Source organism: Undibacterium sp. Ji49W (genome assembly GCF_049340205.1).
In the GTDB taxonomy this organism is placed as follows: Bacteria; Pseudomonadota; Gammaproteobacteria; order Burkholderiales; family Burkholderiaceae_D; genus Undibacterium.
Genome location: NZ_JBMPOW010000001.1, coordinates 235,211 through 259,799, shown reverse-complemented (window position 1 = coordinate 259,799; position 24,589 = coordinate 235,211). Strand labels below are relative to the sequence as shown.

Sequence of the window (24,589 nt, the reverse complement as noted above, 5' to 3'; positions counted from 1 at the left end):
TCCCCGCTCCAGCCGACATCCCTTTTGAAACTGAATCGTCACACCACACCTTAAGCTCCATCATGACCGATAAAAACGATATCCTGTTTGCACGCGCCCAGAAAACCACTCCCGGCGGCGTCAATTCCCCTGTACGTGCATTTCGCTCCGTAGGTGGCACGCCGCGCTTTATCACTCGCGCACAAGGCCCCTGGTTCTGGGACGCAGAAGATCGCCGCTATATTGACTACATAGGCTCCTGGGGGCCGGCCATCGTCGGCCATGCCCACCCGGAAGTCATCAGTGCGGTACAGGCTGCTGCTGCACGTGGGCTGAGCTTTGGCGCCCCCACCGAAGGTGAAATCGAGATGGCAGAAGAAATCTGCAAGCTTGTGCCCAGTATTGAACAGGTGCGTCTGGTTTCGAGCGGTACCGAAGCCACCATGAGCGCCCTGCGCCTGGCCCGTGGTGCCACCAAACGCGACAAGATCATCAAGTTTGAAGGCTGCTACCATGGCCACGCCGACTCATTGTTAGTCAAGGCTGGCAGTGGCCTGCTGACCTTTGGCAACCCGACTTCAGCCGGCGTGCCGGAAGACTTCAGCAAACACACCCTGGTGCTTGACTATAATAATAGTCAGCAACTGGAAGAAGTATTCGCTTCCATCGGGGATCAGATCGCCTGCGTCATTGTCGAACCTGTGGCTGGCAACATGAACCTGATCCGTGCTACACAAGAATTTATCGATACCATGCGCAAGCTGTGTACCCAGCATGGCAGCGTCCTGATTTTTGATGAAGTGATGTGTGGCTTCCGTGTAGAGCTGCATGGTGCACAAGCCTTGTATGGCGTACAGGCTGACCTGACTTGCCTGGGCAAGGTCATCGGTGGTGGCTTGCCGGTAGCCGCCTTTGGTGGCCGCGCCGATCTGATGGGTCACATGGCACCTTTGGGTGGCGTGTATCAAGCCGGTACTTTGTCGGGCAACCCGGTCGCCGTAGCAGCCGGCATGACTACCCTGAAAATTATCCAACGACCAGGCTTCTATGAAAACCTGACTGCGCAAACCCGCAAACTGGTGGATGGTCTGAGTGCCGCTGCCAAAGCAGCCGGTGTCACTTTCTGCGCCGATGCCGTGGGCGGTATGTTTGGTCTGTATTTTGCCAATGAAGTACCTGGCTCATACGCTGCCATGATGGCCAGCGACAAGGACAGGTTCAATCGCTTCTTCCACCTGATGCTGGATCAGGGTGTGTACCTGGCACCATCCGCCTTTGAAGCGGGCTTCGTTTCTGCACAACATGATGACGCCATCATTGCCGAGACGATTGCTGCGGCTGAAAAAGCCTTCGCGCAACTCTGATCCCTGGATCATCTGTACCTAGAAGGCGGCTTGCTAACGCAAGTCTCGCTTGGTAGGGTGCGCCAAGCGCACCATTTCTTGACCTACGCATACGCTGCTATCCATGAAATGCTGCATCTCTTGTGATTGTTGAAAAAAGGGATGGTGCGCGGAGCGCACCCTACACACGCACCTTACTACTCTGCTTCAGTACAGTCTTTAATGGCAGTACTTGTTTATCCTAATTTCGCATTTTCGTCCTGAAATCCACCTGTCCTGGCCGTCCTGGCAAATTCAAATTCGCATGCGGTACCGGGGTCTGGCTGATGACTTTTCCACGCCGCAGCACATGGGTACGGGTAGCGCGCAAGCGTATCGCCTCAACCGAGTCGCTGGCATCAAGTATCACCAGGTCAGCATTGCAACCTACTTCCAACCCATATCCTTCCAGCCCCAAAATGCGTGCCGGTGCAGCCGTCACTGCCTGAAAGCACTGGCGCATGGCGTCCTGCCCCGTCATCTGGGCGACATGCAAACCCATCTGCGCCACATCCAGCATATCGCCAGAGCCCAGGCTATACCATGGGTCCATCACACAGTCGTGGCCAAAGGCCACTTCTATCCCGGCCGCCAGCATTTCCGGCACACGGGTCATGCCACGGCGTTTGGGATAAGTATCGTGGCGGCCTTGCAAGGTAATATTAATAAGCGGATTTGCGATGGCCGCCACGCCGGCTTCGCGTATCAGCGGCAATAATTTACTGACGTAGTAATTGTCCATGGAATGCATGGAAGTCAGATGCGAGCCAGCGACCCTGCCCTGCATGCCCAGCCTGTGTGTGTGATAAGCCAGGGTTTCAATATGGCGCGACAGCGGGTCATCCGACTCATCGCAATGCATGTCGACCCGCAAGCCTTTTTCAGCAGCAAACTCGCACAGCAGGCGAATCGATTCCGCTCCATCGGCCATGGTGCGTTCAAAATGCGGGATGCCACCAACCACATCAACCCCCATGGCAATGGCACGCTTCAGATTCTCCATGGCAGTCGCACTACGTAAAATACCGTCCTGTGGAAATGCGACCAGTTGCAAATCCAGATACGGTGCGACCCGGCGCTTTACTTCCAGCAAGGCTTCCACAGCCAGCAAGCGGTCATCGCAAATATCCACATGGGAACGTATGGCCAGCAAGCCGCGACCAACAGCCCAGTCGCAATAACGCATGGCTCTTTCCACCAGCGCCTCTTGCGTCAGCATGGGTTTCAATTCCCCCCACAGGGCGATGCCTTCCAGCAAAGTGCCGGATTGATTGACGCGCGGCAAGCCATAACTGAGCACCGCATCCATATGGAAATGGGCATCGACAAATGGTGGCGTGACCAGATTGCCATGCGCATCTATTTCTTCTGCGCCCTTCACCGGCAAGGCCGCGGCCACCGCACTGATACGTCCATCCTGAATGGCGATATCCAGGCCCTTGCGACCATCTGGCAAACTGGCGTTACGAATGACAAGATCGTTCATCAGAAATCTCTCTCTAGTTATTACACAATAGTTATTACATAAAATTTACGCCGCGAGCCGCATCCTGCGTCATAATCTTGACACAGAAAGGCAGGAATCATATGGCAACAATGAAGCAAGTCGCAGAGAAAGCCCGGGTTTCCACGACCACGGTTTCTCACGTCATCAATAATACCCGTGTCGTCAGTGAAGATGCACGCGAACGTGTGCTGGCCGTCATTCAGGAATTGCGCTACATCCCCAGCGCCGTTGCCCGCAGCCTGAAAAATGACCGCACCCACACCCTGGGTATGATGATACCGAATAATTCCAATCCCTATTTTGCAGAAATCATACAGGGCATAGAAGACGCTTCCTTCAAACTGGGCTATAACATCATCCTGTGCAATTCCTATGACGATCCCAAAAAACAGGCGGCCTACATCCGCGTGCTGATGGAAAAACGTATCGATGGCCTGATCCTGGTGTCGTCGGGCTCAGATGAAGAACTGACCCAGTTGCTGGCCGACGAGGGCATACCCAAAGTGCTGGTGGATCGTGAAGTATCGGGTGTGGTGGCGGACTTTATCGAAGCCGACCATGAACAGGGCGGCTATGAAGCAACCCGTTACCTGATCGGTCTTGGTCACACACAGATTGCCTGCGTTGCCGGACCGGATATCCTGTTACCCAGTGGTGATCGCGTCACCGGTTACCGGCGCGCCCTGAGCGAAGCCGGATTAAGTTTCAGACCGGAATACCTGGTGCATGCAGACTTCACCAGCCAGGGTGGATTCAACGCCTTCCAGCAATTGCTGGGCTTGCCACAACGACCTACCGCCATCTTTGCCAGTAATGACCTGATGGCGATAGGCGGTATCTGTGCCGCCAATGAAGCCGGTGTCAGGATACCCGAATCGCTGTCTGTGATTGGTTACGATGATATTGCCCTGGCTTCATTCAGCACACCACCGCTGACCACTATTGCCCAGCCAAAGAAAGATATCGGTAACCTGACGGCGCAGATTCTGGTGAACCGTATCGTGGATCCAGAAGCGCCGCTAAGGCGTGAAATGCTGACGCCACACCTGGTTATTCGCCAGTCTACGTCCAGGCCAGATCGTTAGTGCAACCAATAAGCAGAGCTGGCCACAATTTGGCCAGCCTGATCACACAAGACCTCGCTTACAGCAGCATGAGCAACTTGGGAAAACCTTCGCTCAGCACCTTGTTTAATATTTGCAGAATGATCAGGGCCACCAGCGGTGAAAAATCCAGACCACCCAATGGCGGGATCAATTTACGCAATGGCGACAACAACGGCTCATTCAGGGCCCGGATAAATGGCGCAAAAGGTGCCTGCGGATTAACCCAGCTAAAAATCGCTTCCAGCACCAACAAGGCCATCAGTCCATACAATATCCATTGCACCAAGCGGAACACCGCGAACAGCAAGATAGCATTCAAAGAAAACTGACCCATCAGCCAGAAATTCAGCAACATCGCCAGCAATGCCACCAGAAAGGCAGCTATTAGTGTCGCCCAGTCATAACCGCGAAACCCCGGCACCACACGCCGTATAGGGTGCACCAGCCAGTCAGTCAGCTGGAAAATAGCCTGGGCCAGCCCCATCGGTGGTCGCACGCGCTGCACCTGCATCCAGAAACGCAACAACAAAAAACCGGCAAACAGCCCTGTCACCGTATCAATGACAAAAGTAAAAATTTCATATAACACGATGCATCCTCAAAAAAAACCCACTGCATGACGAATCAGACAGTGGGTATTGTGCCTGAATAAGACCAGGCAACCAAGCATATCAAAGATTATGCTGGGCGATTACCAGTTGGGAAAGGCCAAGCTGCGTTTGGACTAACAACGGTTTTTGCATCAGGTGTCGCTGGTTTTGCTGGAGCGGCCTTTTTTGCGGCTGGCTTAGCCGCGGCTTTTTTTGCGGCTGGCTTCGCTGCTGCTGGCTTAGCTGCAACTTTTTTAGCGGCTACAGGTTTAGCTGCGGCTTTTGCTGCTGGTTTGGCGGCAGGTTTAGCTGCTGCTTTTTTAGCTGCTGGCTTAGCTGCAACTTTTTTAGCTGCTGCAGGTTTAGCTGCGGCTTTTGCTGCTGGCTTGGCTACGGCTTTTTTAGCTGCTGGTTTGGCTACTGCCTTTTTAGCTACTGGCTTTGCTGCTGCCTTGGTTGCCTTGGCTGCTGGCTTCGCTGCGGCTTTTGCTGCTGGCTTGGCGGCGGCTTTTTTAGCTGCTGGTTTGGCTACTGCCTTTTTAGCTGCTGGCTTTGCTGCTGCTTTTGTTGCCTTGGCTGCTGGTTTAGCTGCAGCTTTTGCTGCTGGCTTGGCGGCGACTTTTTTAGCTGCTGGTTTGGCTACTGCCTTTTTAGCTGCTGGCTTTGCTGCTGCTTTTGTTGCCTTGGCTGCTGGTTTAGCTGCAGCTTTTGCTGCTGGCTTGGCGGCGGCTTTTTTAGCTGCTGGTTTGGCTACTGCCTTTTTAGCTGCTGGCTTTGCTGCTGCTTTGGCTGCTGGCTTCGCTGCGGCTTTCGCTGCCGGTTTAGCGGCTACTTTTTTCGCTGCTGGTTTTGCTACCTTAGCTACAGCTTTTGCTGCTGGCTTTGCGGCGGCTTTCTTTGCAGCTGCTGGTTTTGCTTTAGCTGCGGCTTTTTTAGCGGCCGGCTTCTTGGCTGCTACTGGTTCGTCTGGTGACGGTTGTGGTGCTGTTGCCATTTTGTTTCTCCTTCGGTAGAGATGGAAAAAATCAGATAAAAATTAAATCCGCTCGATCCATTCAAGCGGATTATTCATCGGCACAAACAAGTTCGCTGTTTGCGCTAATGAATTCTGCACCGGCCGAACTGCTGCATCCCCTCTATTGATGTAGCACTTCAGCCATCATGGTTTGCTAAATGCCCGACGCTCCCGTCATGGCGCAAACCCAAAACCGCCGGCAAGAACTAAAAAAGCCGACGTCGGTATCCTTTTGCGAAATACAAAGACCAATAGCCACAATACCCAGTTTCGCCAGGTATTGCGGCACTAACAGTTCAAAGCAATTTAATCTATGACTGTCCATTCAGTTTGGTGAGGCCTCTCGCGTTTTACATCTTGTGCAAACTTATGAGTCATCCACAGGTTTGTTCTGATCAACTTAGATAATCATTTAGTGATTAACCCTGTTTGCCCGGTTTCCAGAAATGTCGCATTACCTTCGTAACGCGCATATGAAGCAAAACTTCATTTAATCAAGACTGGCTTTACATCACATCAGAACTTCGCTGGACTGGTTTATGGTGATCGCCGCTCAACTGCGGCTGCCCCACTTATTCCCAATTAAGGGCTCCACCAGTTTGATACTCAATTACACGTGTCTCAAAAAAGTTGCGCTCTTTTTTCAGGTCTATCATTTCACTCATCCAAGGGAAAGGATTTTCTTCCTGAGGGAACAGCGCTTCGAGACCAATTTGTTGTGCGCGGCGATTTGCAATGAAGCGTAAATAACCTTTGAACATTGGCGCATTCAAACCGAGCACTCCACGCGGCATTGTATCCTCTGCGTAACGATATTCCAACTCCACAGCACGCAAAAACAACGATTTAATTTCATCGCGAAATGCTGGAGTCCACAAATGCGGATTTTCCATCTTAATTGTATTGATCAAATCGATCCCGAAATTGCAGTGCATCGATTCGTCGCGCAGGATGTATTGGTATTGTTCAGCCGCGCCCATCATTTTATTTTGACGACCAAGCGCCAGAATCTGCGTGAAGCCAACATAGAAAAACAGACCTTCCATCAGGCAGGCAAATACGATCAGAGACTTGAGCAAAGTCTGGTCTGCCTCGGTGGTGCCGGTCTTGAATGCAGGATCGGTCAGCACGTCGATGAAGGGAATCAGGAACTGATCCTTGTCACGGATAGAATCCACTTCATTGTAGGCATTGAAGATTTCTGCTTCATCCAGACCCAGCGATTCAACGATGTATTGATAGGCGTGAGTATGGATAGCCTCTTCAAACGCCTGGCGCAACAGGTACTGGCGGCATTCTGGCGCCGTGATGTGGCGGTAAGTGCCCAGCACGATATTGTTGGCGGCGAGGGAATCGGCAGTCACAAAGAAACCCAGATTGCGTTTCACCAGGCGGCGCTCATCTTCCGTCAGGCCATTCGGGTTTTTCCAGAGTTCAATATCACGCTGCATATTGATCTCTTGCGGCATCCAGTGATTGGCGCAACCTGCCAGGTATTTATCCCAGGCCCATTTATATTTGAAGGGGACCAGTTGATTGACGTCGGTGGTGCCATTGATGATGCGCTTGTCGGCCGCATTCACACGGCGTGCCACGTCTTCGGAGGAAACCACGACCGGTTTGCTGACCAGCGCCGGATTCAGGGCGATATCCTGTGCCTGCGAACGCTGCTGCAAATCCATACCGCCCACCTGACGTGGTGCTGGCGTTGCCGGTGCTGCCGGCGTGACTTCATCATCCCAAGATAACATTATTTATTTCCTTACTTTTGTAACAGCTTGTATTTTTATGGGAAGAAGCCTGGCCTACACTTCTTCCCGCAACCTTCAGATCTTGCAGCTCGCCCTGACACTTGCTGGCGATTTATTTGCTGCACATTTGCCACTTACTGGCAGGCTTCGCACTCTTCAAAGCCGGCATCACCAGGACGCAGCATGCAGGCAGGGCCATCAGTCTCTTGCGCTGCGGCTGATACGCCGGCTGGTGCCGCAGCATAGCCACCGCTGTTGCCATCCACCGACACTGCATTCAATGCACCTGTCTTGCTGGTGGATTTTTCAGTGTGCGTTGCACCAATCGTGCGCAGGTAATACGTGGTTTTCAAACCACGCAACCATGCCAGCTTGTAAGTTTCATCCAGTTTCTTGCCGGATGCGCCTGCCATATAGATGTTCAGGGACTGCGCCTGATCTATCCATTTCTGACGACGCGAAGCAGCTTCCACCAGCCAGGATGGGCTGACTTCAAATGCGGTTGCATACAGGGCGCGCAGGTCTTCAGGGATACGATCAATACGTGCCAGGCTACCGTCAAAGTATTTAAGATCGGCAATCATGACTTCGTCCCACAGGCCACGGTCTTTCAGATCACGCACCAGATGTTCGTTGATTTCTGTGAATTCGCCAGACAGATTCGACTTCACATACAGGTTCTGGTAAGTCGGCTCGATACAGGCAGACACACCAATGATGTTGGAAATAGTCGCTGTCGGTGCAATTGCCACGCAGTTCGAATTGCGCATGCCAAATTGCTTGATACGATCACGTACCACTGTCCAGTCCATGCTTTCCGAGAAATCGGCTTCCAGGTAACCGCCACGTTCTTCAGCCAGCAGCTTCAGGGAATCTTGCGGCAAGATGCCACGGTCCCACAGCGAACCACGATAAGAACTGTAACGGCCACGCTCTTCAGCCAGCTCGGTAGATGCCAGATAAGCGTAATAGCAAACGGCTTCCATGGATGTGTCAGCAAACTGTACCGCGTCCATCGATGCATAAGGAATGCGCATCATGTGCAGGCAATCCTGGAAACCCATGATACCCAGACCAACAGGACGGTGACGCAGATTGGAATCACGTGCCTTCTTGACTGCATAATAGTTGATGTCGATCACGTTATCCAGCATGCGCATGGCTGTGCTTACAGTTTTTTTCAATTTAACGTGATCCAGCTTGCCATCTTTCATGTGGGCAGGCATGTTAACCGAACCCAAATTACATACGGCGATCTCGCTGTCGTTGGTGTTCAGGGTGATTTCTGTACACAGGTTGGAGCTGTGAACAACGCCGACGTGCTGTTGTGGTGAACGGATATTGCATGGGTCTTTGAACGTGATCCATGGATGGCCAGTTTCAAACAGCATGGACAGCATCTTGCGCCACAGGTCCAGTGCCGGGATTTTTTTCGACAGGCTCAGTTCGCCGCTGGCTGCTTTCGCTTCATACGCGACATACGCCTGTTCGAAGGCCTTGCCGTATTTGTCATGCAGATCCGGTACGTCGGAAGGTGAGAACAATGTCCAGTCACCTTTTTCCATGACACGCTTCATGAACAGATCAGGGATCCAGTTCGAGGTATTCATGTCATGGGTACGACGACGGTCATCGCCGGTGTTCTTGCGCAGGTCGAGGAATTCCTCAATATCCATGTGCCAGGTTTCCAGGTAGGCGCAGACCGCACCTTTGCGTTTACCACCCTGGTTCACCGCCACGGCTGTGTCATTGACCACTTTCAGGAAAGGAACAACACCCTGGGATTTACCATTGGTACCTTTGATATGCGCGCCGAGTGAGCGTACCGGTGTCCAGTCATTACCCAGACCACCCGCATATTTTGCCAGCAGTGCGTTTTCTTTAATGGCTTCATAGATGCCATCCAGATCATCGGCCACGGTCGTCAGGTAGCAAGACGACAGTTGGGAACGCTGGGTACCGGAATTGAACAGGGTCGGTGTCGAGCTCATGAAATCGAAACTGGACAGCAGATTGTAAAATTCTATGGCGCGGGCTTCGCGATCAATTTCATTCAGGGACAGGCCCATGGCCACACGCATGTAGAAAGCCTGTGGCATTTCAACGCGGGTACCACGAATATGCAGGAAATAACGGTCATACAAAGTTTGCAGACCGATATAACCAAATTGCAGATCACGGTCAGCAACCAGGGCATTCGCCAGTTTTTTCAAATCAAACTGCGCCAGTTTGGCATCCAGCAGATCGGCTTCTATGCCTTTTTTGATGAATTTCGGGAAGTACTCTACGTATTCTTCTGCGGCATCCTGTTGCGCCACTTCCTTGCCGAACACTTCTTTACGGACTGTATGCAACAGCAGACGCGCTGTGACCTGGCTGTAGGCTGGTTCTTTTTCCATCAGGGCACGGGCGGCCAGGATGGCTGATTTATACAATTCTTCTACCGGTACACCGTCGTACAGATTCTTCAAAGTCTCGGCCAGAATCGCATCCGGATCAGCCAGTTTGTCCAGTCCCAGGCAGGCAGCGGCAATCATCTTGCGCACTTCTGCCACATCCAGTGGACGCGGCTGACCATCAACGATGACATGCAATTGTGGCGCAGCAGATTCCGCCTGACCAGGAACATCATGCACGCGACGACGTTCTTCCATGCGCTTGGCACGGTACAACACATAAGAACGGGCGACATCATGTTCGCCGGAACGCATCAGGGCCAGTTCAACCTGGTCTTGCACATCTTCTATATGGAAGGTACCGCCGGCTGGCTGCCTGCGCAACAGCGCAGCGACGACACTGGCCGTCATCTGTTCCACCAGTTCACGGATACGGGCGGATTCGGCACCGTGTCCACCGTTGACCGCCAGAAAAGCCTTGGTCATGGCAATCGCGATTTTGGACGGCTCGAAGCCGACCACGGAACCATTACGACGGATGATGCGATATTCGCTATAGCTGTTCAGGCTGGCGACAGCAGGTGCTGTGGTCGCATTCAAAACCGATCCCAGATCTGGCTTGGACAAAGTGGATATTTCAATAGAAGAGTGCATTGATCCTCCGGATGCAGTGTTATTTTTTCCCATCGACGCCAGGAATTGGCAGGGTCGCTGATGGTTTATGGATTAAAACGGGTATTACGCATTACAGTTCATGGCCGGACAGCCGACACATCTATCCGACTATTTTGTTCATATCAATTACTAAATCAATTGCAAATCAAGAAGGGAAATTGAACCAGGGCAAGAAAACAAACAAAATCAGCAAAACCACTACATATAGTGCGTTAATTTTTATTTGCCCTAATTCTAGTGCTGCATCGAGTCAGATGCAACCGCTTTACATGTAAATAATAGAATTATTTTTTTACGCAATTGCGGGATAAATGATTGACACAGACAAAAAGCCCGCAGAACTGGCGGTGGATACGCAAGTGGGCACTAACGTGCGATGCCCATGTGAACAATGTGGCCAATGTGGTCAAGCGGAAGCCAGCCCGCCAACGCAAAGGCGGCTGGCAGGCGCGGGACTGTGCGAGGTGAGCGCCAAATGAGCGCCAGAATTTCTTATTCCTGGATTTTGAGTTTCTGTATCTGGTAGCGCAGTTGCCGAAAACTGACACCCAGCAATTCTGCCGCCTGGGTGCGATTGTTTTTGGTTTGGCTCAAGGCGCGCCTGATCATTTCGCGCTCCACATTTTCCAGATATTCGGGAAGCGAGCAGGGTAAATCCGGCGCGGTAAATACATCCGCCGGAAAGCCGGTATCCATGACAGGGCGGCTGTGAATCACGGTGTCCACGTTTGAGACGGGCAACAAAAATGGTTCTGCCAGTTTCCTGGTGCCACGCAATGCGAGGTCAGCCACCTCGATGCAGCCATCATTGGCAAAAGCGATGGCGCGTTCAAGTATGTTTTCCAGCTCGCGTACATTACCGGGAAAATCGTAGCTGATCAGGGCATCAATCGCCGGTGACGACATATTGATGTCTGTACCGGTGAGCTTCTTTAAAATGCTGGATGAGAGTTCAACGATATCTTCCAGACGCTCGCGCAAAGGCGGCAAATGCAGCTCGATGACATTCAGACGGTAATACAGATCCTGACGGAAACGTCCTTCTTCCACGCATATCGCCAAATTCTGGTGGGTGGCACTGATGATGCGCACATCCACTGCCTCTTCCACAGTGGCACCCACCTTGCGCACGCGGCGCTCCTGTATGGCGCGCAACAACTTCACCTGCATGGGCAAAGGCAGGTCTGCTACTTCATCCAGCATCAGGGTACCGCCGTTGGCAGCCTGGAAAAAACCGTCGCGATCGTCAGCAGCGCCGGTGAAAGCGCCCTTGCGGTAGCCAAAAAACTCAGCTTCCATCAGGTTTTCAGGTATCGCACCACAGTTCACGGCAACAAAGGGCTTGGCCGAACGTGCGCTGATGGTATGGATTTCCCTGGCCGCCAGTTCCTTGCCGCTACCCGATTCACCGGTAATGATGACAGGCGCCATGCTGCGTGCCAGGCGACTGATCTGCAAGCGGACTTCCTGCATGCTCTGTGACTGGCCAATCAGAAAAGAATTGTAGGTGCCAGCGAGCTTGGCCGGCGCTGCCTGCTGTTCTTTCTGCACTTCGTTGGTTTGCAGGGCGGACCGGACCAGTTTGCGCAGTTGATCCAGCGCCACCGGTTTCGATACATAGTCAAAAGCCCCGGCCTTGAGTGCAACCACGGCATTGTCGGCACTGCCAAAAGCGGTAATCACGGCAATCGGTGTGTTCTTATATAGTGTACTGACTTCCTGCACCAGTTCCATGCCCGATCCGTCGGGCAGACGCATGTCGGTCAGAACCAGGGCATAACTGCGTTTGAGCAGTTGCTGCCGGGCGACGGCGAGGTTTTCGGCGCTATCTACATCCAGGCCCATTTTGATGAGCGTAATTTCCAGCAGTTCACGCAGATGCGCCTCATCATCTACCACCAGGATGCGGGGGCAACTCGCAACATCGTTCATACTCATGCACTATATCCTGAGAAATTAATCACAAAGCGCCCGCTGGGCTCATTCTTGCCATCATCCGTTTCTTCGACACGGTATTCATAATCCAGCAGGGCATGGTTGTTCAGGCACAATTCCCTTGCCATATACAACCCCAGCCCGGTGCCCATGCGTGAAGTCGTGTAAAAAGGTTCAAACAAATGAGCCCTGACATCATAGGGAATGGCCGGGCCATCGTCCTGTATATGCAGTTCCTGCCTGCCGGTGGCATTCACATGCGCATATAAACGTATGCTGCCAGGCTGTCCACTGGCATAGCGTATCGCATTCGATAATAAATTCAAAACAACTTCACGCAAATGGCTGGGATCAAAACTGACCTGGAAATTTCTTTCCTGTTCAACAGCAATCAAATCCGCAGCCAGCCCCTTGGTTTCGGCAAAGTCCTGCACCATCACTTTTATGCTATTGATCAGGTAATACGGTTCGACATCAGGCTGGGCCTTGCGTGACAGCTTCAGGATATCTTCAATCAACTGGTTCAGACGCGATACATTGTCGTCAACAATTTTCAGCAAACGTGCCGCCTGGGGCTTGTCACCCCCCAGATTATCCAGATCTTCATTCAACAACGAAGCCGCATACGAGATCGACGACAGTGGATTACGCACTTCATGGGCAATACTGGCCGTCAGACGTCCCATGGAAGCCAGCTTCAGTTGCTGGGCCTGGTTTTCGATATCCGATACATCCTGCATGAAAATGATGGTATAAGTTCCGGCCTGCCGGGACATGCCCGCTACGTTGACACCCTTTACGGCGACAAAGCGCAGCTTCAGATGAGTAATAAAATGCGGGCGCTCGCTACGGTCATACAATTCGGTTTCTACTACCCCGACCTTGGCTTCGGGTCGCACGTCGTCAAGATAGCAGCGTATGGAAACAAAGGAAATTTCCTCATCCTTCTTGCGATCCTGCAGCACATTGCGATTCTGCATGGAACTTAAAATCTCGACGATGGGGCGCAAGGCTGAAATATGGGCCAGTTCTGCGCCGAGCATGTCCTTGGTCAGGTTACCGCCCAACATGCGCACCGCCGCCGGGTTGATTTCAAACATGCAGCCCGACTGATTCAGTACCAGGATGCCATCGCCCATATCGGCAATCACCAGCTGGTTGATGGCCTGCTGTATGGCCAGGGCATTTCCGCGCTGTGTCGCCAGATGTTCCTGGCGTATCACATTATTCGCCAGGCGGCTGACCACATACACCACGGCAAAATAAGTGGCACCATACAAGCCTGCCTGCGACAGGGCGGTCCCTTCTTCCAGTTGCAGAAGGTGATATACGCTTTCTGACAACAGGAACAAGACGACGATGGATGTGAAAAAGAAGGCCCATAGCAGCGGACTGAGTATGGCGGCTCCTGCCAGCGGGAACAGGTACAGAATACCAAGACCGCTTTTGCTGCCGCCACTGGCAAAATACAGAATGGAAATAACCGTGATATCGACCAGTATCTGTAGCGTTAACTGCCACATGAAGCGATGCCGGTACAAGAGCTTCAAAATGACAAAACCGACAGATGCGCCGAAATACGCCAGACAGATATCGCGCACCAGCAAGTGCTCGGCCACCCAGATATCCTTGCCACTGCGCAGACTGAGCAAGACCAGCAGACTGGCGGCAACCACGATACGCGATCCGTTCAGGGTCTGCAATGAGCGCCAGAATGAGTAACTGGGCTCAGCGTCCGGGATATAAGTATCAGGCATGGTTCAACCTGGAATGCCGATCATGCATGGTCGGCATGCGCCTGGGAGCAATATGCCTGCTCACCAGCATATATGGCTTCGGATGCGGGCAAATACACCTGGCAATGAGCGCAGCACACCATGGTTTCTGCTTTCGCGGCTGGTCTGCTGGGGGCCTGTTCCGGCGGGACTTGCCTGGTCTGTGCCTGGTCCAGCGTCGAGCGGGCTTTTTTCTTCAGGGCCAGTATCACCAGAACCACCAGCATCAGCCATAGCAGAACATTCATGTCAGGCTCCTGTGCAACAATACTTCCAGCACAAAACGGCTACCTACATAAGCCAACAACAAGGTGACGAAGCCTGACAGGGTAAAACTGAGAACAGTTTTGCCACGCCAGCCTTTCCAATAACGGCCTGCCAGCAAAATCGCAAACAACAGCCAGGACAATAACGACAACAGGGTCTTGTGATCCCATTTGAAGGCCACGCCCAATACCTGCTCAGAAAAAATAACCCCTGACAAAACTGTCAGCGTCAGCAATACAAAACCAAAGATGATGAAGCGGAACAGTATTTTTTCCATCGTCATCAGCGCCGGCAAACGGTCTATCAGTGCCTGCAACCACTGACTCTGCCTGATACCACGTAATTTATGTAAATGCTTATCCTGTACCGTCATGACGACGGCATGGAAGGCGGCTATGGTCAGCGTGCTGTAGGCCAGCATGGCAACAATCACGTGCCAGGGGAACATGGTGGTTTTGCCATCCAGCGCGATCAGGCTGCCAGGGAAAAATCCTGGCAATATGGCCATCAGTGCAGCATTCGGCATCAGCAGAAAGCGTAAGCCCTCCAGCGAGAAGTTGCGGTTTTCCAGCCAGCACACAAATACCGATACCCACAATGCCGCCGACAGCATGACGGCAAACCCCACCCGCAGCGCGTGGTCAGAAAAAATGGTTAGCCACAATGCCGCCCCATGCACCAGCCAGCCCAGTGTCGTTGCGGTACTGACCAACAAGCGCAAGCGTCCAGGCAACAAAATGCTCAGTATATATAAGGCAGCAGCAAGAAAGGATAGATAGATTTGCATGGTACAAGTTTACACCATGTCTTGCCAAAAGTCGGATTAAGCGCAGGAATGCATACTTATTTACTGCGCAAGAGCAAACCTGGCAATAATGCCCGCCTGCCCATTTACTCTGCCGAAGTCAGTCTGGAGTCAGCCTGGAGTCAGATTAGACAGGGTTTTTTGATATTTTTTCATCTTGTCATACAGGGTCTTTTTGGGGATACCCAGCGCCTCGGCAGCGCTTGCCACATTATTGCCGCTACTTTCCAGTGCCGCCTGTATCAGACTGGCTTCATAGGCATCGATTCTTTCCGGCAGGCTGATGGCCGTATTATCCGCGCCACTCTCCAGATGAAAGCGCTGGTCGGCAAATTCGGCCACACCCAGCACCAGTTGATCGGCAAAATTGCGCAATTCACGTACATTCCCCTGCCAGTCGGCCTGCATCCAGTGTTGCATCTGTGCCGGAGACCAGCCGGGTACCGGTTTTTGATAGCGTTGCGCCGCCCTTTGCACAAAATAAGACAGCAGCGAAGGAATATCTTCACGCCTTTCATTCAGCCTGGGCAGATTAATACTGATGACACTCAACCGGAAATACAGGTCTTCGCGGAATTGCCCTTGCGCACTGAGCTTCAGCAAATCGGTCTTGCTGGCAGCAATCACGCGACAATCCAGTGCCACCGATTGATTGCCACCCAATCTTTCCAGGCTGCGCTCCTGCAAGACACGCAGTAATTTGATTTGCAGGTTCAGCGGCATACTTTCAATTTCATCAAGAAATACCGTACCCCCATGCGCATATTCCAGCTTGCCTATGCGACGTTTCTGGGCACTGGTAAAAGCACCGGCTTCATGACCGAAAATTTCACTTTCGAATACGGCTTCAGGCAAAGCCCCGCAATTGATGGCGACAAATTCGCCCTTGCGACCACTGGCCAGATGCAATTGCCGCGCCACCACTTCCTTGCCGGAACCGGTAGCACCGTTGATCAGCACATCCACCTGGGCCGGACCTATGCTGTGAATGAACTTGCGTACCCGCTCCATCTGGGCACTCTTGCCGATCAGGTCGGGCGTGCTGGCATGGCTGAGCCAGGTTGATTTCAGCTTACGGTTTTCCATGACCAGCCGGCGTTTTTCCTGGGCACGCAGACAGGCATCCAGCAGGCGTTCGGCAGCAAACGGTTTTTCCAGGAAGTCATAGGCACCATGCCGCATCGCGTCGACCGCCATACTGACATCACCATGGCCGGTAATAATAATGACCGGCAATTCGTGATCAATGGCCCGGACTTTTTCCAACACGTCCAGGCCTGATTTACCCGGCAGGCGCACGTCGGTGACGATGATGCCGGCAAAGTCTGCTTTCAGGTATGGATCAGCCAGTTCGGCACTGGCGCAGGCAGTCACTTCGAAACCACCGAGTTCCAGCGTCTGCGTGGTCGCCAGACGCACTGCCTGTTCATCCTCTATTAATATAGCCAGCAAACCTGTCATGGCAATTTTCCCTTGGGCAAATGAAGTAAGTTGAGACGTGTTGCGATTTAAAACTGGTCAGGATGACAGATAGGCAGGCATGCAGACGATGAACTCTGCCCCACCCTGCTCACGATTACCTGCACTCAGACTGCCATTCATGGCCTGCACGATGGATGAAGAAATAGCCAGCCCCAGTCCCAGTCCCTGTCCCACTTCCTTGGTGGTAAAAAAAGGTTCAAATAAATGTTCTGCCACATGCTGTGGAATGCCTGTACCGCTGTCACTGATGACAATCCTCACCATCTGCGGGTCACTTTCCAGTCGCACCTGTACTTCTCTGGTCTGGCAGGCTTCCACTGCATCAAGGGCATTACGTATCAGGTTGATCAAAACCTGTTCTATCCTGACGGTATCGCCCAGCACCATAGCTAGCTGCCCTGCCTGTATCTGCAAATGAACGCCGCGCCGCTCTATTTCACTTTGCAGCAAGGACACGGCCGACTTGATGGCCAGCGGCACATCGACCACAGCAATCGCATTCGGGCTTTTTCTGGCGAAGCCTTTTAACTGCGCAATAATACTGCCCATGCGCTCACTGGCATGACTGATATGTTCCAGATTGGCCTGCGCCTGTTCATGCCTGCCCCGGTTCATGAAGGTAATGGCATTGTCGGCAAAAGCCCGTATGGCAGTCAACGGCTGGTTCAGTTCATGCGTGATGCCTGTCGCCATCTGTCCCAGCATGGCCAGTTTGCCAGCCTGCACCATTTCATTCTGGGTGGAACGCAGCAAATTCTCGGTCTGCTTCAGCTTGCGGTATTTGGCTTCCAGTTCTTCATTGGCCAGCGTCAGTTGCCGGGTGCGCTGGGCGATATGCAGTTCCAGTTCATCGGCTGCCTGTTTCAATGCCCGCTGAGCCAGGCGTCCTTCTTCCAGGCGACGCTGGCGTTGATCATAAAAAGCCGCAAAAGCCAGTACGATGACCAGTATCAAAGTCACCAGCAATGCCGTCTGCAAACCTGCCCGCAATACCTTGCCCTGATCCGGAAATAGCATTAACTGCCATTGCAGTCGCCCTATCGGACGCAACAGATAATCATCAAAACCTTTTTGCTCACTCAGTGGCAGTTGCGCTACCGGCGCTATACTTTTGCCACCATATTGCAGGGTGTCTTTCAGGTTTTTCTGCACCGCATTCGTCAGGGGTTTGAGGCTGTGGTATTTCCATTCTTTCCGATTGCTGAGAAACACTACACCCTGACTATCGCTGAGCGCAATCGGCTCTTCACTGCTGTGCCAGGCTTGCTCAAATTCATCCAGACTGATCTTGACAGCAATTACACCCAGGGGTGGCAAGCTACCGCGCTTGCTACCGGGTGGATAAACGGGTTGGGAAATAAAATAACCGGGAATATTGGTGGTATTACCTATCGCATAAAAATGTCCGGGCCTGGCGGCACGTATCGCCTCAGAAAAATAAGGACGAAAAGCAAAATTCTGCCCCATATAACTCTGGCTGCTGGCCCAGTTGCTGGCGGCGATCGTATTGCCGTTCACATCCATCAGGTAGATAGCTGCCACCTTGGCCTGTTCTGCCAACTCTTGCAGATTTTGGTTAAGGGTCTGGATAACCACTTTATCCTTGCTGCTCAGCAGAGCCTGGGTGGTAAGCGGCAGATAAGAGATGGCAAAAGGCAGGGTCTCGTAACGTTCGAGCACCGATTCGATATCCAGCGCGATGATTTGCAACTGCCGGTCACCGGCAAGCTGTATGTTTTCCTTGGCAGCCCTGGCTGCAAACAGATAGCTGACCACCACCAGCAAGACTGCCGCGAACGCGATGCCAAGCATCACCAGACGGCGCTGGCGAGTGCTCATGCTGTTTGGATAGCTGGATGTCACGTGCACTTATTCATCCATGCAAGGCTCAGTCGCCATGTCTGTCAATCCTGATGTATTGAAAAAGGAGCTGGTTTTGCAAGGCAGACAGACAATCATTCTGCGCCCTCTATTATAAGAGCTTGCGCGAGGCCGGTCATCTGACCTCGCGCTAACCGGATCAGACTAATCTACCGCCGCCATCTTCAATTCATCATTATGATGTCTTTGCTGTTCTTCCATGACCAGTTGCCCCAGTTCACGCTTGAGTGTGTTGAAGGCGGGGTCGGAAGGATCGCGCAGACGTGGCAGGTCTATCAGTAAATCTTTTTTCACCGTGCCTGGCCGGTAGGTCATGACGACAATCCGGTCGGCCAGATAAATGGCCTCTTCTATACTGTGCGTCACAAAGATGATGGTCTTTTTCAGTTCGGACCAGATACGCAGCAATTCATCCTGCAAATTGCGACGGGTCAATGCGTCCAGCGCGCCAAAGGGTTCATCCATCAGCATGATCGGTGAATCCAGTGCCAGCACGCGGGCGATCGCCACCCTTTGTCGCATGCCACCAGACAAGTCTTTGGGAAAGCGTGCCCTGAAGTCACTTAAACCCAGCATGCCCAATAAACTGGCGACGCGCTGCTGGATTTCTGCCTTGGCCATGCCCTTGATTTCCAGGCCAAAGGCAATATTCTGTTCCACCGTCATCCAGGGGAACAGTGCGTATTCCTGGAACACCATGCCACGATCAGGGCCGGGGGCTTTGACTATCATGTCATTGGCGTTAATGCTGCCAGAGGTCGGCAGGGAAAAACCGGCAATGGCGTTCAGCAAGGTCGATTTGCCGCAGCCAGAAGGGCCAAGCAGGCATACAAACTGGCCTTCCGGTATCTCCAGGTTGATATCGCGCAAAGCCACGACTTCTTTGTCGGCGGTTTTGAAAATTTTATTCACGCCTTGAATTTTGATATGGGTCTTGCTCATCTCAGTTCTCCAGTCCACGGTGCCAGCGCAGCAAATAATTGTTCAGTTTGTTCATCGCCAGATCGATTGCCAGCCCCAGCAAGCCTATGCTGAACATGCCGGCAATAATTTTGTCTGACCAAAAATATTCACGCGCTTCCAGAATACGAAAGCCCAGGCCATTATTTACAGCGATCATTTCCGATACGATCACGACGATGAAAGCAGTACCTATACCTATCCTTACGCCAGACAGGATGTAAGGCACGGCCGCTGGCAACATCACACGCAGGAACATGGTGGATTGGCTGGCACCCAGATTGCGCGCCGCTCTGATATAGATGCCGTCAACGTGACGCACACCGGCGATGGTATTCATCAGCACCGGGAAGAACGCACCGATGGCGATCAGAAAGATGGCCGGCGGATTACCCAGACCAAACCACAGGATGGAAAGAGGAATGTAGGCGATGGGTGGAATCGGGCGCAATACCTGTAGCAGCGGATTCATCCATGCATAGGCACGCTGGCTGGATCCCATGGCCAATCCCAGGGGCAAGGCCAGACCGGCACCGACAACAAATCCGACTACCACCCGATACATGCTGCCCATGGTATCGCGTATCAGTTCGCCAGAAAAAGCCCAGGCCAGCCAGCTGGTGGTGGCCACATCACGCGCTTCATACGGTGACGCATACTCTATCCACTTCTTGACCACCGCCACAGGCGAAGGCAGTACCTGTGCATTGACCCAGCCCATGCTGGTGACAAATTGCCAGATCGCAATCAGAATGACAGGCACGATCAAGCCCGCGCCCATTTCACGCCATTTGAATTTCATGATTTTTCCTTCAAGAATTGATGAGCCGGGTGAGCGTCCATGTTCATGACACCCACCCCGGACTCAAACTGGTGACTTACTTGATGTTCAGGCTTTTCTTCGCTTGTTCCAGAAGATCGGTTTTTACCCAATCCTTGGCGACTGGTGGTTTGGCCATTTTGCCGACGCCATACTTTTGCATCAGATCGGTGGTGATCTGGATATGTTCTGGCGTCACATCATAAGAGTAAGGTGAATTTTCTATGGCGTTCACAAAATCTTCATGACTGACCTGGCCTTTGAACATATTTTCACGCACATATTTCTCAGCCAGTTCCTTGTTGTCGATAAAGGTCTTGGTGGCTTCGACAAAGCAACGCATGAACTTTTCTGCTACCGGACGACGTTCCTTATAGAACTTCTCGGTCATGACCATGGTGCGTACCGGCTCGCCTATCGGCGTGTCGTAAGGCTTGATGATTTCATTGCCGAAACCCTTGTTGATGGCTTGCGAAGAGTAAGGCTCGGACTGCATGATGGCATCGATGTTTTTGCCCAGCAAAGCCTGATTCAGGTCAGGGAAACCAAGGTAAATGATTTGCACATCCTTGCCTGGCTGGTCAGAGTAAGTCAGGCCATTTTGTGACAGTTCGGCTGCCAGTAAAATATCCTGAATACCGCCACGTGTCACACCGACTTTCTTGCCTTTCAGGTCTTTCACTGTTTTCATGCCCAGATCAGCGCGGCCCACCAGGCGTGCACCACCTTTGGCAAAGCCGGCAACCAGGTAGATCGGTGTACCGCTGGCACGCGCAGAAATCACGGCCTCTGATGAAACGGCGCCGACATCGAGCTCACCGGCAATCACTGCCTGCATGGCATCAAGGCCCTTGGCGAAAACACGTTCTTCCACCTTGATACCGCATTTGGGTGCGATTTCCTTGATGTAGGACACTGCACCGTAATGGGCGAATTTCAGATTACCAAGTCTGACAACTTCCTGGGCCTGGCTGGAAGCAGCCAACAGACTGGAAGCGACTACGCTGGCGAGCAACATCTTTTTGAACATCTTTGTCTCCTTGAAATGGTGAATTTCTGATTCGATTTTTACTTACTCAGAATGAATAGCAGATATTGTGCCAGCTTATAACGCAAGCTAAATACCTGATTTTATTCACTTTTTGCTGACTGAAACCTGATGCCAGTGCGAAGTTCCAGATAGGCACAAGGCGCTGATCGGGGTTTTCGCATTGTCTGTCACCAAACAAGCCGTCTTCAACATGTTGCCTAGCGCACAAATTTGCCGTCGCGGCCTATCATCGTCAATTCGACAAACTCACTACCGCTGTGGTCACGCTCACTATAAGTCACAGTCACGCCGCCCAAATCCACCTTGTGCATGCTTTCCAGTGCACGCACCAGTCCCTCTCGCGTCAGCGCCTTGCCGCTACGACGCAATCCTTCTACCAGCACCTTGGCAGAAACAAAACCCTCCATCGCAGCATAGGAGGCAGTCACGCCATGCTCTTTGGCAATGGCCTTGAACTCTTGCCCCAGTATGCTTGATACCAGATGTGGCGCCGGCATGATCTGCGACACCATGATACCGGTGGCAGCTGGCCCCAGCGACTCAATGAACGATTGCGAGGCGTTGTTGGACAGGGTCATGATCTGTATTGAACTGCCTTTACCCCGCAGGCCACGTATGATTTCCGATACAGTGGTCGCAGAGCCGACGATAACCAGCGCCTTCGCCGGCGATTTCATCACATCGTCCACGGCCTTGGCGACATCCGGCTTGGCCCTGTCGTACTTGGCGACGATGGAGGCTTGTAACTTGAAATTGCCCATGGCAGCTGTAAAACCGGCCAGGCCATCCCCACCAAACGTATCATCCACGTGGACGATGCCTATGTCTTTCAAGCCTATGGTAGAAAACTGTTCCACCGCTTTTTTGACTTCGTCCTGGTATTTTGCACGCACATTGAACAGATAGCGATTCACTGGCGCATGAAACACGGCAGCACCAGTACTTGGTGCGATCAGTGGTATTTTATTGGCGGCAAGTATCGGCAGGATAGCCTGGGTATGGGGTGTGCCCCGGCTTTGAAATAGGGCAAAGACATGTTCTTTCTTGATCAGGGTTTCGGCATTGGCGGCAGCAATGGCAGGATCAAACTGATCATCCAGGATGCGCAACTCAATTTTACGACCATTGATACCACCAGCCTTATTGACCTGGGAGATATAGGCGGCAGCGCCCGCATTCATCTCTTTGACAGGCCCGGCAATCTGCCCCGTCAGGCCGACAGTCTGCCCTATCAATATGGTGGATTCGCTTACTCCCTCTTCCGCCAGGGATATGGCAGGAAACAGACCGGGAATAATGACAAGGGCGCAAAAGCCAAGAGCGCGTGGCAAATGCCACACGCGTTGAAGTCGTTTCATGTTTGTCTCCTGATGAATGAGCAGCTATTTTAGTGCGCTCTTATGCTCTTATTAGCAGACTTCATACCAAGCGACGGAATGAGGGCTGTCTACCGGATTTAACTCCTGTCCACATGTAAAAACATCCGTAGTTTCACGCATGCGTGCGAAAAACCGCACAAAACCCATTAAGTCATTCTGGAAATCCAGAATTTTAAATACTGTCACCACTGCCATAAAGCGAAATGCCTGAGTCCATCTTGATGATCAGGTAAAATGCCCGTTTATTCCTGCCTGTCTTGCAGGCTGTCACAATAGAGCATGGCCATTGTAGCGCTGCTTGCGCTGATAAACACTGTCTTGTAACACTGCCTTGCTATTGCGATAGCCATCCTTATATCTTGATAAAGATATAAGCGAACTGTAGCAGGCCATCGCATTCATTGATTTTTATTCAAGATTCCTTAAGCAAACATGCTCGATAACCTTACCCAGCGCCTTGCCAAAGTCGTCAAGACCATGCGCGGCGAAGCCCGCCTGACCGAATCCAATACTGCCGACATGCTGCGTGAAGTACGCATGGCCTTACTGGAAGCCGACGTTGCCCTGCCCGCCGTACGTGAACTGATCGCCCGCGTCAAAGAAAAAGCCATGGGCGAAGAAGTGATTTCTTCCCTGACTCCGGGCCAGGCCCTGGTGGGCGTGGTCCAGAAAGAACTGGCAACCCTGATGGGGGCCGATCTGGGTGAAGATGCTTCGCAACTGAGTTTTGCCTGCCAGCCACCAGCCATTATCCTGATGGCTGGTTTGCAGGGTGCCGGTAAAACCACGACCGTCGGTAAATTAGCTAAATATTTACGCGAGCAGAAAAAGAAAAAGGTATTAACCGTTTCTGCCGACGTTTACCGCCCAGCGGCGATAGGTCAGTTGCAGACGGTGACATCGCAGGTCGGCGCCGACTTTTTCCCTTCCCTGCCAACGGACAAACCCGTTGATATTGCTCTGGCCGCCCTCGATTATGCCAAAAAGCACTATCACGATGTACTGATCATTGATACCGCTGGCCGTCTGGGTATAGATGAGGCGATGATGCAAGAGATTGCTGCCGTTCACGCTGCCGTCAATCCTATAGAAACCCTGTTCGTGGTTGATGCCATGCTGGGTCAGGATGCCGTCAATACCGCCAAAGCCTTTAACGATGCCCTGCCTTTGACGGGCGTGGTATTGACCAAGCTGGACGGTGATGCACGCGGTGGTGCAGCCTTGTCGGTACGTCATATCACCGGCAAGCCGATCAAGTTTGTCGGCGTGGCGGAAAAGCTCGACGGTCTGGAATCTTTCGATGCCACTCGCATGGCGAATCGCATCCTGGGCATGGGTGACATCCTGGCCCTGGTCGAATCCGCCCAAAAAGGCATGGATGTGGCTGCCGCCCAGAATCTGGCACACAAGCTCAAGGACGGCGGTAAATTCGACATGAATGACTTCAAACTGCAAATTTCGCAGATGAAGAACATGGGCGGCCTGGCCAACCTGATGGACAAGCTGCCAGCCCAGATGCAACAGGCCGCCAGCGGTGCAAATATGGACCAGGCTGAAAAACAGGTGCGCCGCATGGAAGGCATGATCAATTCCATGACCCCACAGGAAAGAGCCAAGCCGGAATTGATCAAAGCTTCGCGTAAGCGTCGTATCGCTGCCGGTGCTGGTGTACAGATACAGGAAGTCAATCGCATGCTGACCCAGTTTGATCAGATGCAATCCATGATGAAAAAATTGCGTGGCGGCGGCATGATGAAAATGTTGCGCGGCATGAAGGGAATGATGCCTGGAAAACGCTGAAAAAAGCGCTGATTTGCCTCTGCATTTCACTCT

General features: G+C 52.4%; 18 protein-coding genes. 4 read left to right on the top strand and 14 right to left on the bottom strand.

The genetic code is table 11. The annotated features are described in order from the left end of the window. The first annotated feature begins 62 nt into the window (after positions 1-62). Positions 63-1,343 carry a glutamate-1-semialdehyde 2,1-aminomutase gene (gene hemL, locus ACO0LK_RS01130; protein WP_422971346.1) on the top strand — a complete coding sequence of 427 codons (1,281 nt, stop codon included), beginning with the start codon at positions 63-65 and terminating at the stop codon, positions 1,341-1,343. 220 nt (positions 1,344-1,563) lie between these two features. On the opposite strand, the gene ACO0LK_RS01125 is transcribed toward hemL, so the two are convergent. Then, on the bottom strand, positions 1,564-2,847 hold the full coding sequence (locus ACO0LK_RS01125; protein WP_422971344.1) for an amidohydrolase family protein: 1,284 nt from the start codon (positions 2,845-2,847) through the stop codon (positions 1,564-1,566). Positions 2,848-2,948: 101 nt separating this feature from the next. Between ACO0LK_RS01125 and ACO0LK_RS01120 the strand changes: the two genes are divergently transcribed. After that, positions 2,949-3,953, top strand: a complete 1,005-nt coding sequence (locus ACO0LK_RS01120; RefSeq protein WP_422971342.1) for a LacI family DNA-binding transcriptional regulator — start codon at positions 2,949-2,951, stop codon at positions 3,951-3,953. A gap of 58 nt (positions 3,954-4,011) precedes the next feature. On the opposite strand, the gene ACO0LK_RS01115 is transcribed toward ACO0LK_RS01120, so the two are convergent. Then, positions 4,012-4,563, bottom strand: coding sequence for a YggT family protein (locus tag ACO0LK_RS01115; protein WP_422971340.1), 552 nt, complete (start codon positions 4,561-4,563; stop codon positions 4,012-4,014). A gap of 294 nt (positions 4,564-4,857) precedes the next feature. Between ACO0LK_RS01115 and ACO0LK_RS01110 the strand changes: the two genes are divergently transcribed. Then, positions 4,858-5,577, top strand: a complete 720-nt coding sequence (locus tag ACO0LK_RS01110; protein WP_422971338.1) for a hypothetical protein — start codon at positions 4,858-4,860, stop codon at positions 5,575-5,577. A 574-nt stretch (positions 5,578-6,151) separates the two neighbouring features. Here ACO0LK_RS01110 and ACO0LK_RS01105 read toward each other — a convergent pair. The 12 genes from ACO0LK_RS01105 to ACO0LK_RS01050 form a co-directional block, all read right to left on the bottom strand. Next, positions 6,152-7,330 carry a ribonucleotide-diphosphate reductase subunit beta gene (locus ACO0LK_RS01105; RefSeq protein WP_422971336.1) on the bottom strand — a complete coding sequence of 393 codons (1,179 nt, stop codon included), beginning with the start codon at positions 7,328-7,330 and terminating at the stop codon, positions 6,152-6,154. 134 nt (positions 7,331-7,464) lie between these two features. Further along, a complete protein-coding gene (locus ACO0LK_RS01100; protein WP_422971334.1) occupies positions 7,465-10,380 on the bottom strand; it encodes a ribonucleoside-diphosphate reductase subunit alpha in 2,916 nt (971 codons plus the stop codon). A 513-nt stretch (positions 10,381-10,893) separates the two neighbouring features. Continuing rightward, entirely contained in the window at positions 10,894-12,339 is a 1,446-nt protein-coding gene (locus tag ACO0LK_RS01095; RefSeq protein ID WP_422971332.1) for a sigma-54-dependent transcriptional regulator, read from the bottom strand. Beyond that, the gene (locus tag ACO0LK_RS01090; protein WP_422971330.1) at positions 12,336-14,093 is read right to left on the bottom strand and encodes a sensor histidine kinase; all 1,758 of its coding nucleotides are present in this window, start codon (positions 14,091-14,093) and stop codon (positions 12,336-12,338) included. The genes ACO0LK_RS01095 and ACO0LK_RS01090 overlap by 4 nt, the downstream gene beginning before the upstream one ends. A 20-nt stretch (positions 14,094-14,113) precedes the next feature. Further along, positions 14,114-14,359, bottom strand: coding sequence for a PP0621 family protein (locus ACO0LK_RS01085; RefSeq protein ID WP_422971328.1), 246 nt, complete (start codon positions 14,357-14,359; stop codon positions 14,114-14,116). Continuing rightward, on the bottom strand, positions 14,356-15,165 hold the full coding sequence (locus ACO0LK_RS01080; protein ID WP_422971326.1) for a cytochrome C assembly family protein: 810 nt from the start codon (positions 15,163-15,165) through the stop codon (positions 14,356-14,358). Before ACO0LK_RS01080 ends, ACO0LK_RS01085 begins: the two co-directional genes overlap by 4 nt. Positions 15,166-15,294: 129 nt before the next feature. After that, positions 15,295-16,644: a sigma-54-dependent transcriptional regulator gene (locus tag ACO0LK_RS01075; protein WP_422971324.1), complete on the bottom strand. Its 1,350-nt coding sequence runs from the start codon at positions 16,642-16,644 to the stop codon at positions 15,295-15,297. A gap of 57 nt (positions 16,645-16,701) precedes the next feature. Continuing rightward, a complete protein-coding gene (locus ACO0LK_RS01070; RefSeq protein ID WP_422971322.1) occupies positions 16,702-18,504 on the bottom strand; it encodes a sensor histidine kinase in 1,803 nt (600 codons plus the stop codon). A 186-nt stretch (positions 18,505-18,690) separates the two neighbouring features. After that, positions 18,691-19,488 (bottom strand): ABC transporter ATP-binding protein, encoded by a 798-nt coding sequence (locus tag ACO0LK_RS01065; RefSeq protein WP_422971320.1) that lies wholly within the window; start codon positions 19,486-19,488, stop codon positions 18,691-18,693. Position 19,489: 1 nt separating this feature from the next. After that, positions 19,490-20,308 (bottom strand): ABC transporter permease, encoded by an 819-nt coding sequence (locus ACO0LK_RS01060; protein ID WP_422971318.1) that lies wholly within the window; start codon positions 20,306-20,308, stop codon positions 19,490-19,492. A gap of 76 nt (positions 20,309-20,384) precedes the next feature. Continuing rightward, positions 20,385-21,356, bottom strand: coding sequence for an ABC transporter substrate-binding protein (locus ACO0LK_RS01055; protein WP_422971316.1), 972 nt, complete (start codon positions 21,354-21,356; stop codon positions 20,385-20,387). 218 nt (positions 21,357-21,574) lie between these two features. Then, on the bottom strand, positions 21,575-22,735 hold the full coding sequence (locus ACO0LK_RS01050) for an ABC transporter substrate-binding protein (protein WP_422971314.1): 1,161 nt from the start codon (positions 22,733-22,735) through the stop codon (positions 21,575-21,577). A gap of 453 nt (positions 22,736-23,188) precedes the next feature. On the opposite strand from ACO0LK_RS01050, the gene ffh reads away from it, so the two are divergent. Next, positions 23,189-24,556 carry a signal recognition particle protein gene (gene ffh, locus ACO0LK_RS01045; RefSeq protein WP_422971312.1) on the top strand — a complete coding sequence of 456 codons (1,368 nt, stop codon included), beginning with the start codon at positions 23,189-23,191 and terminating at the stop codon, positions 24,554-24,556. The last annotated feature ends 33 nt before the right edge of the window (positions 24,557-24,589 follow it).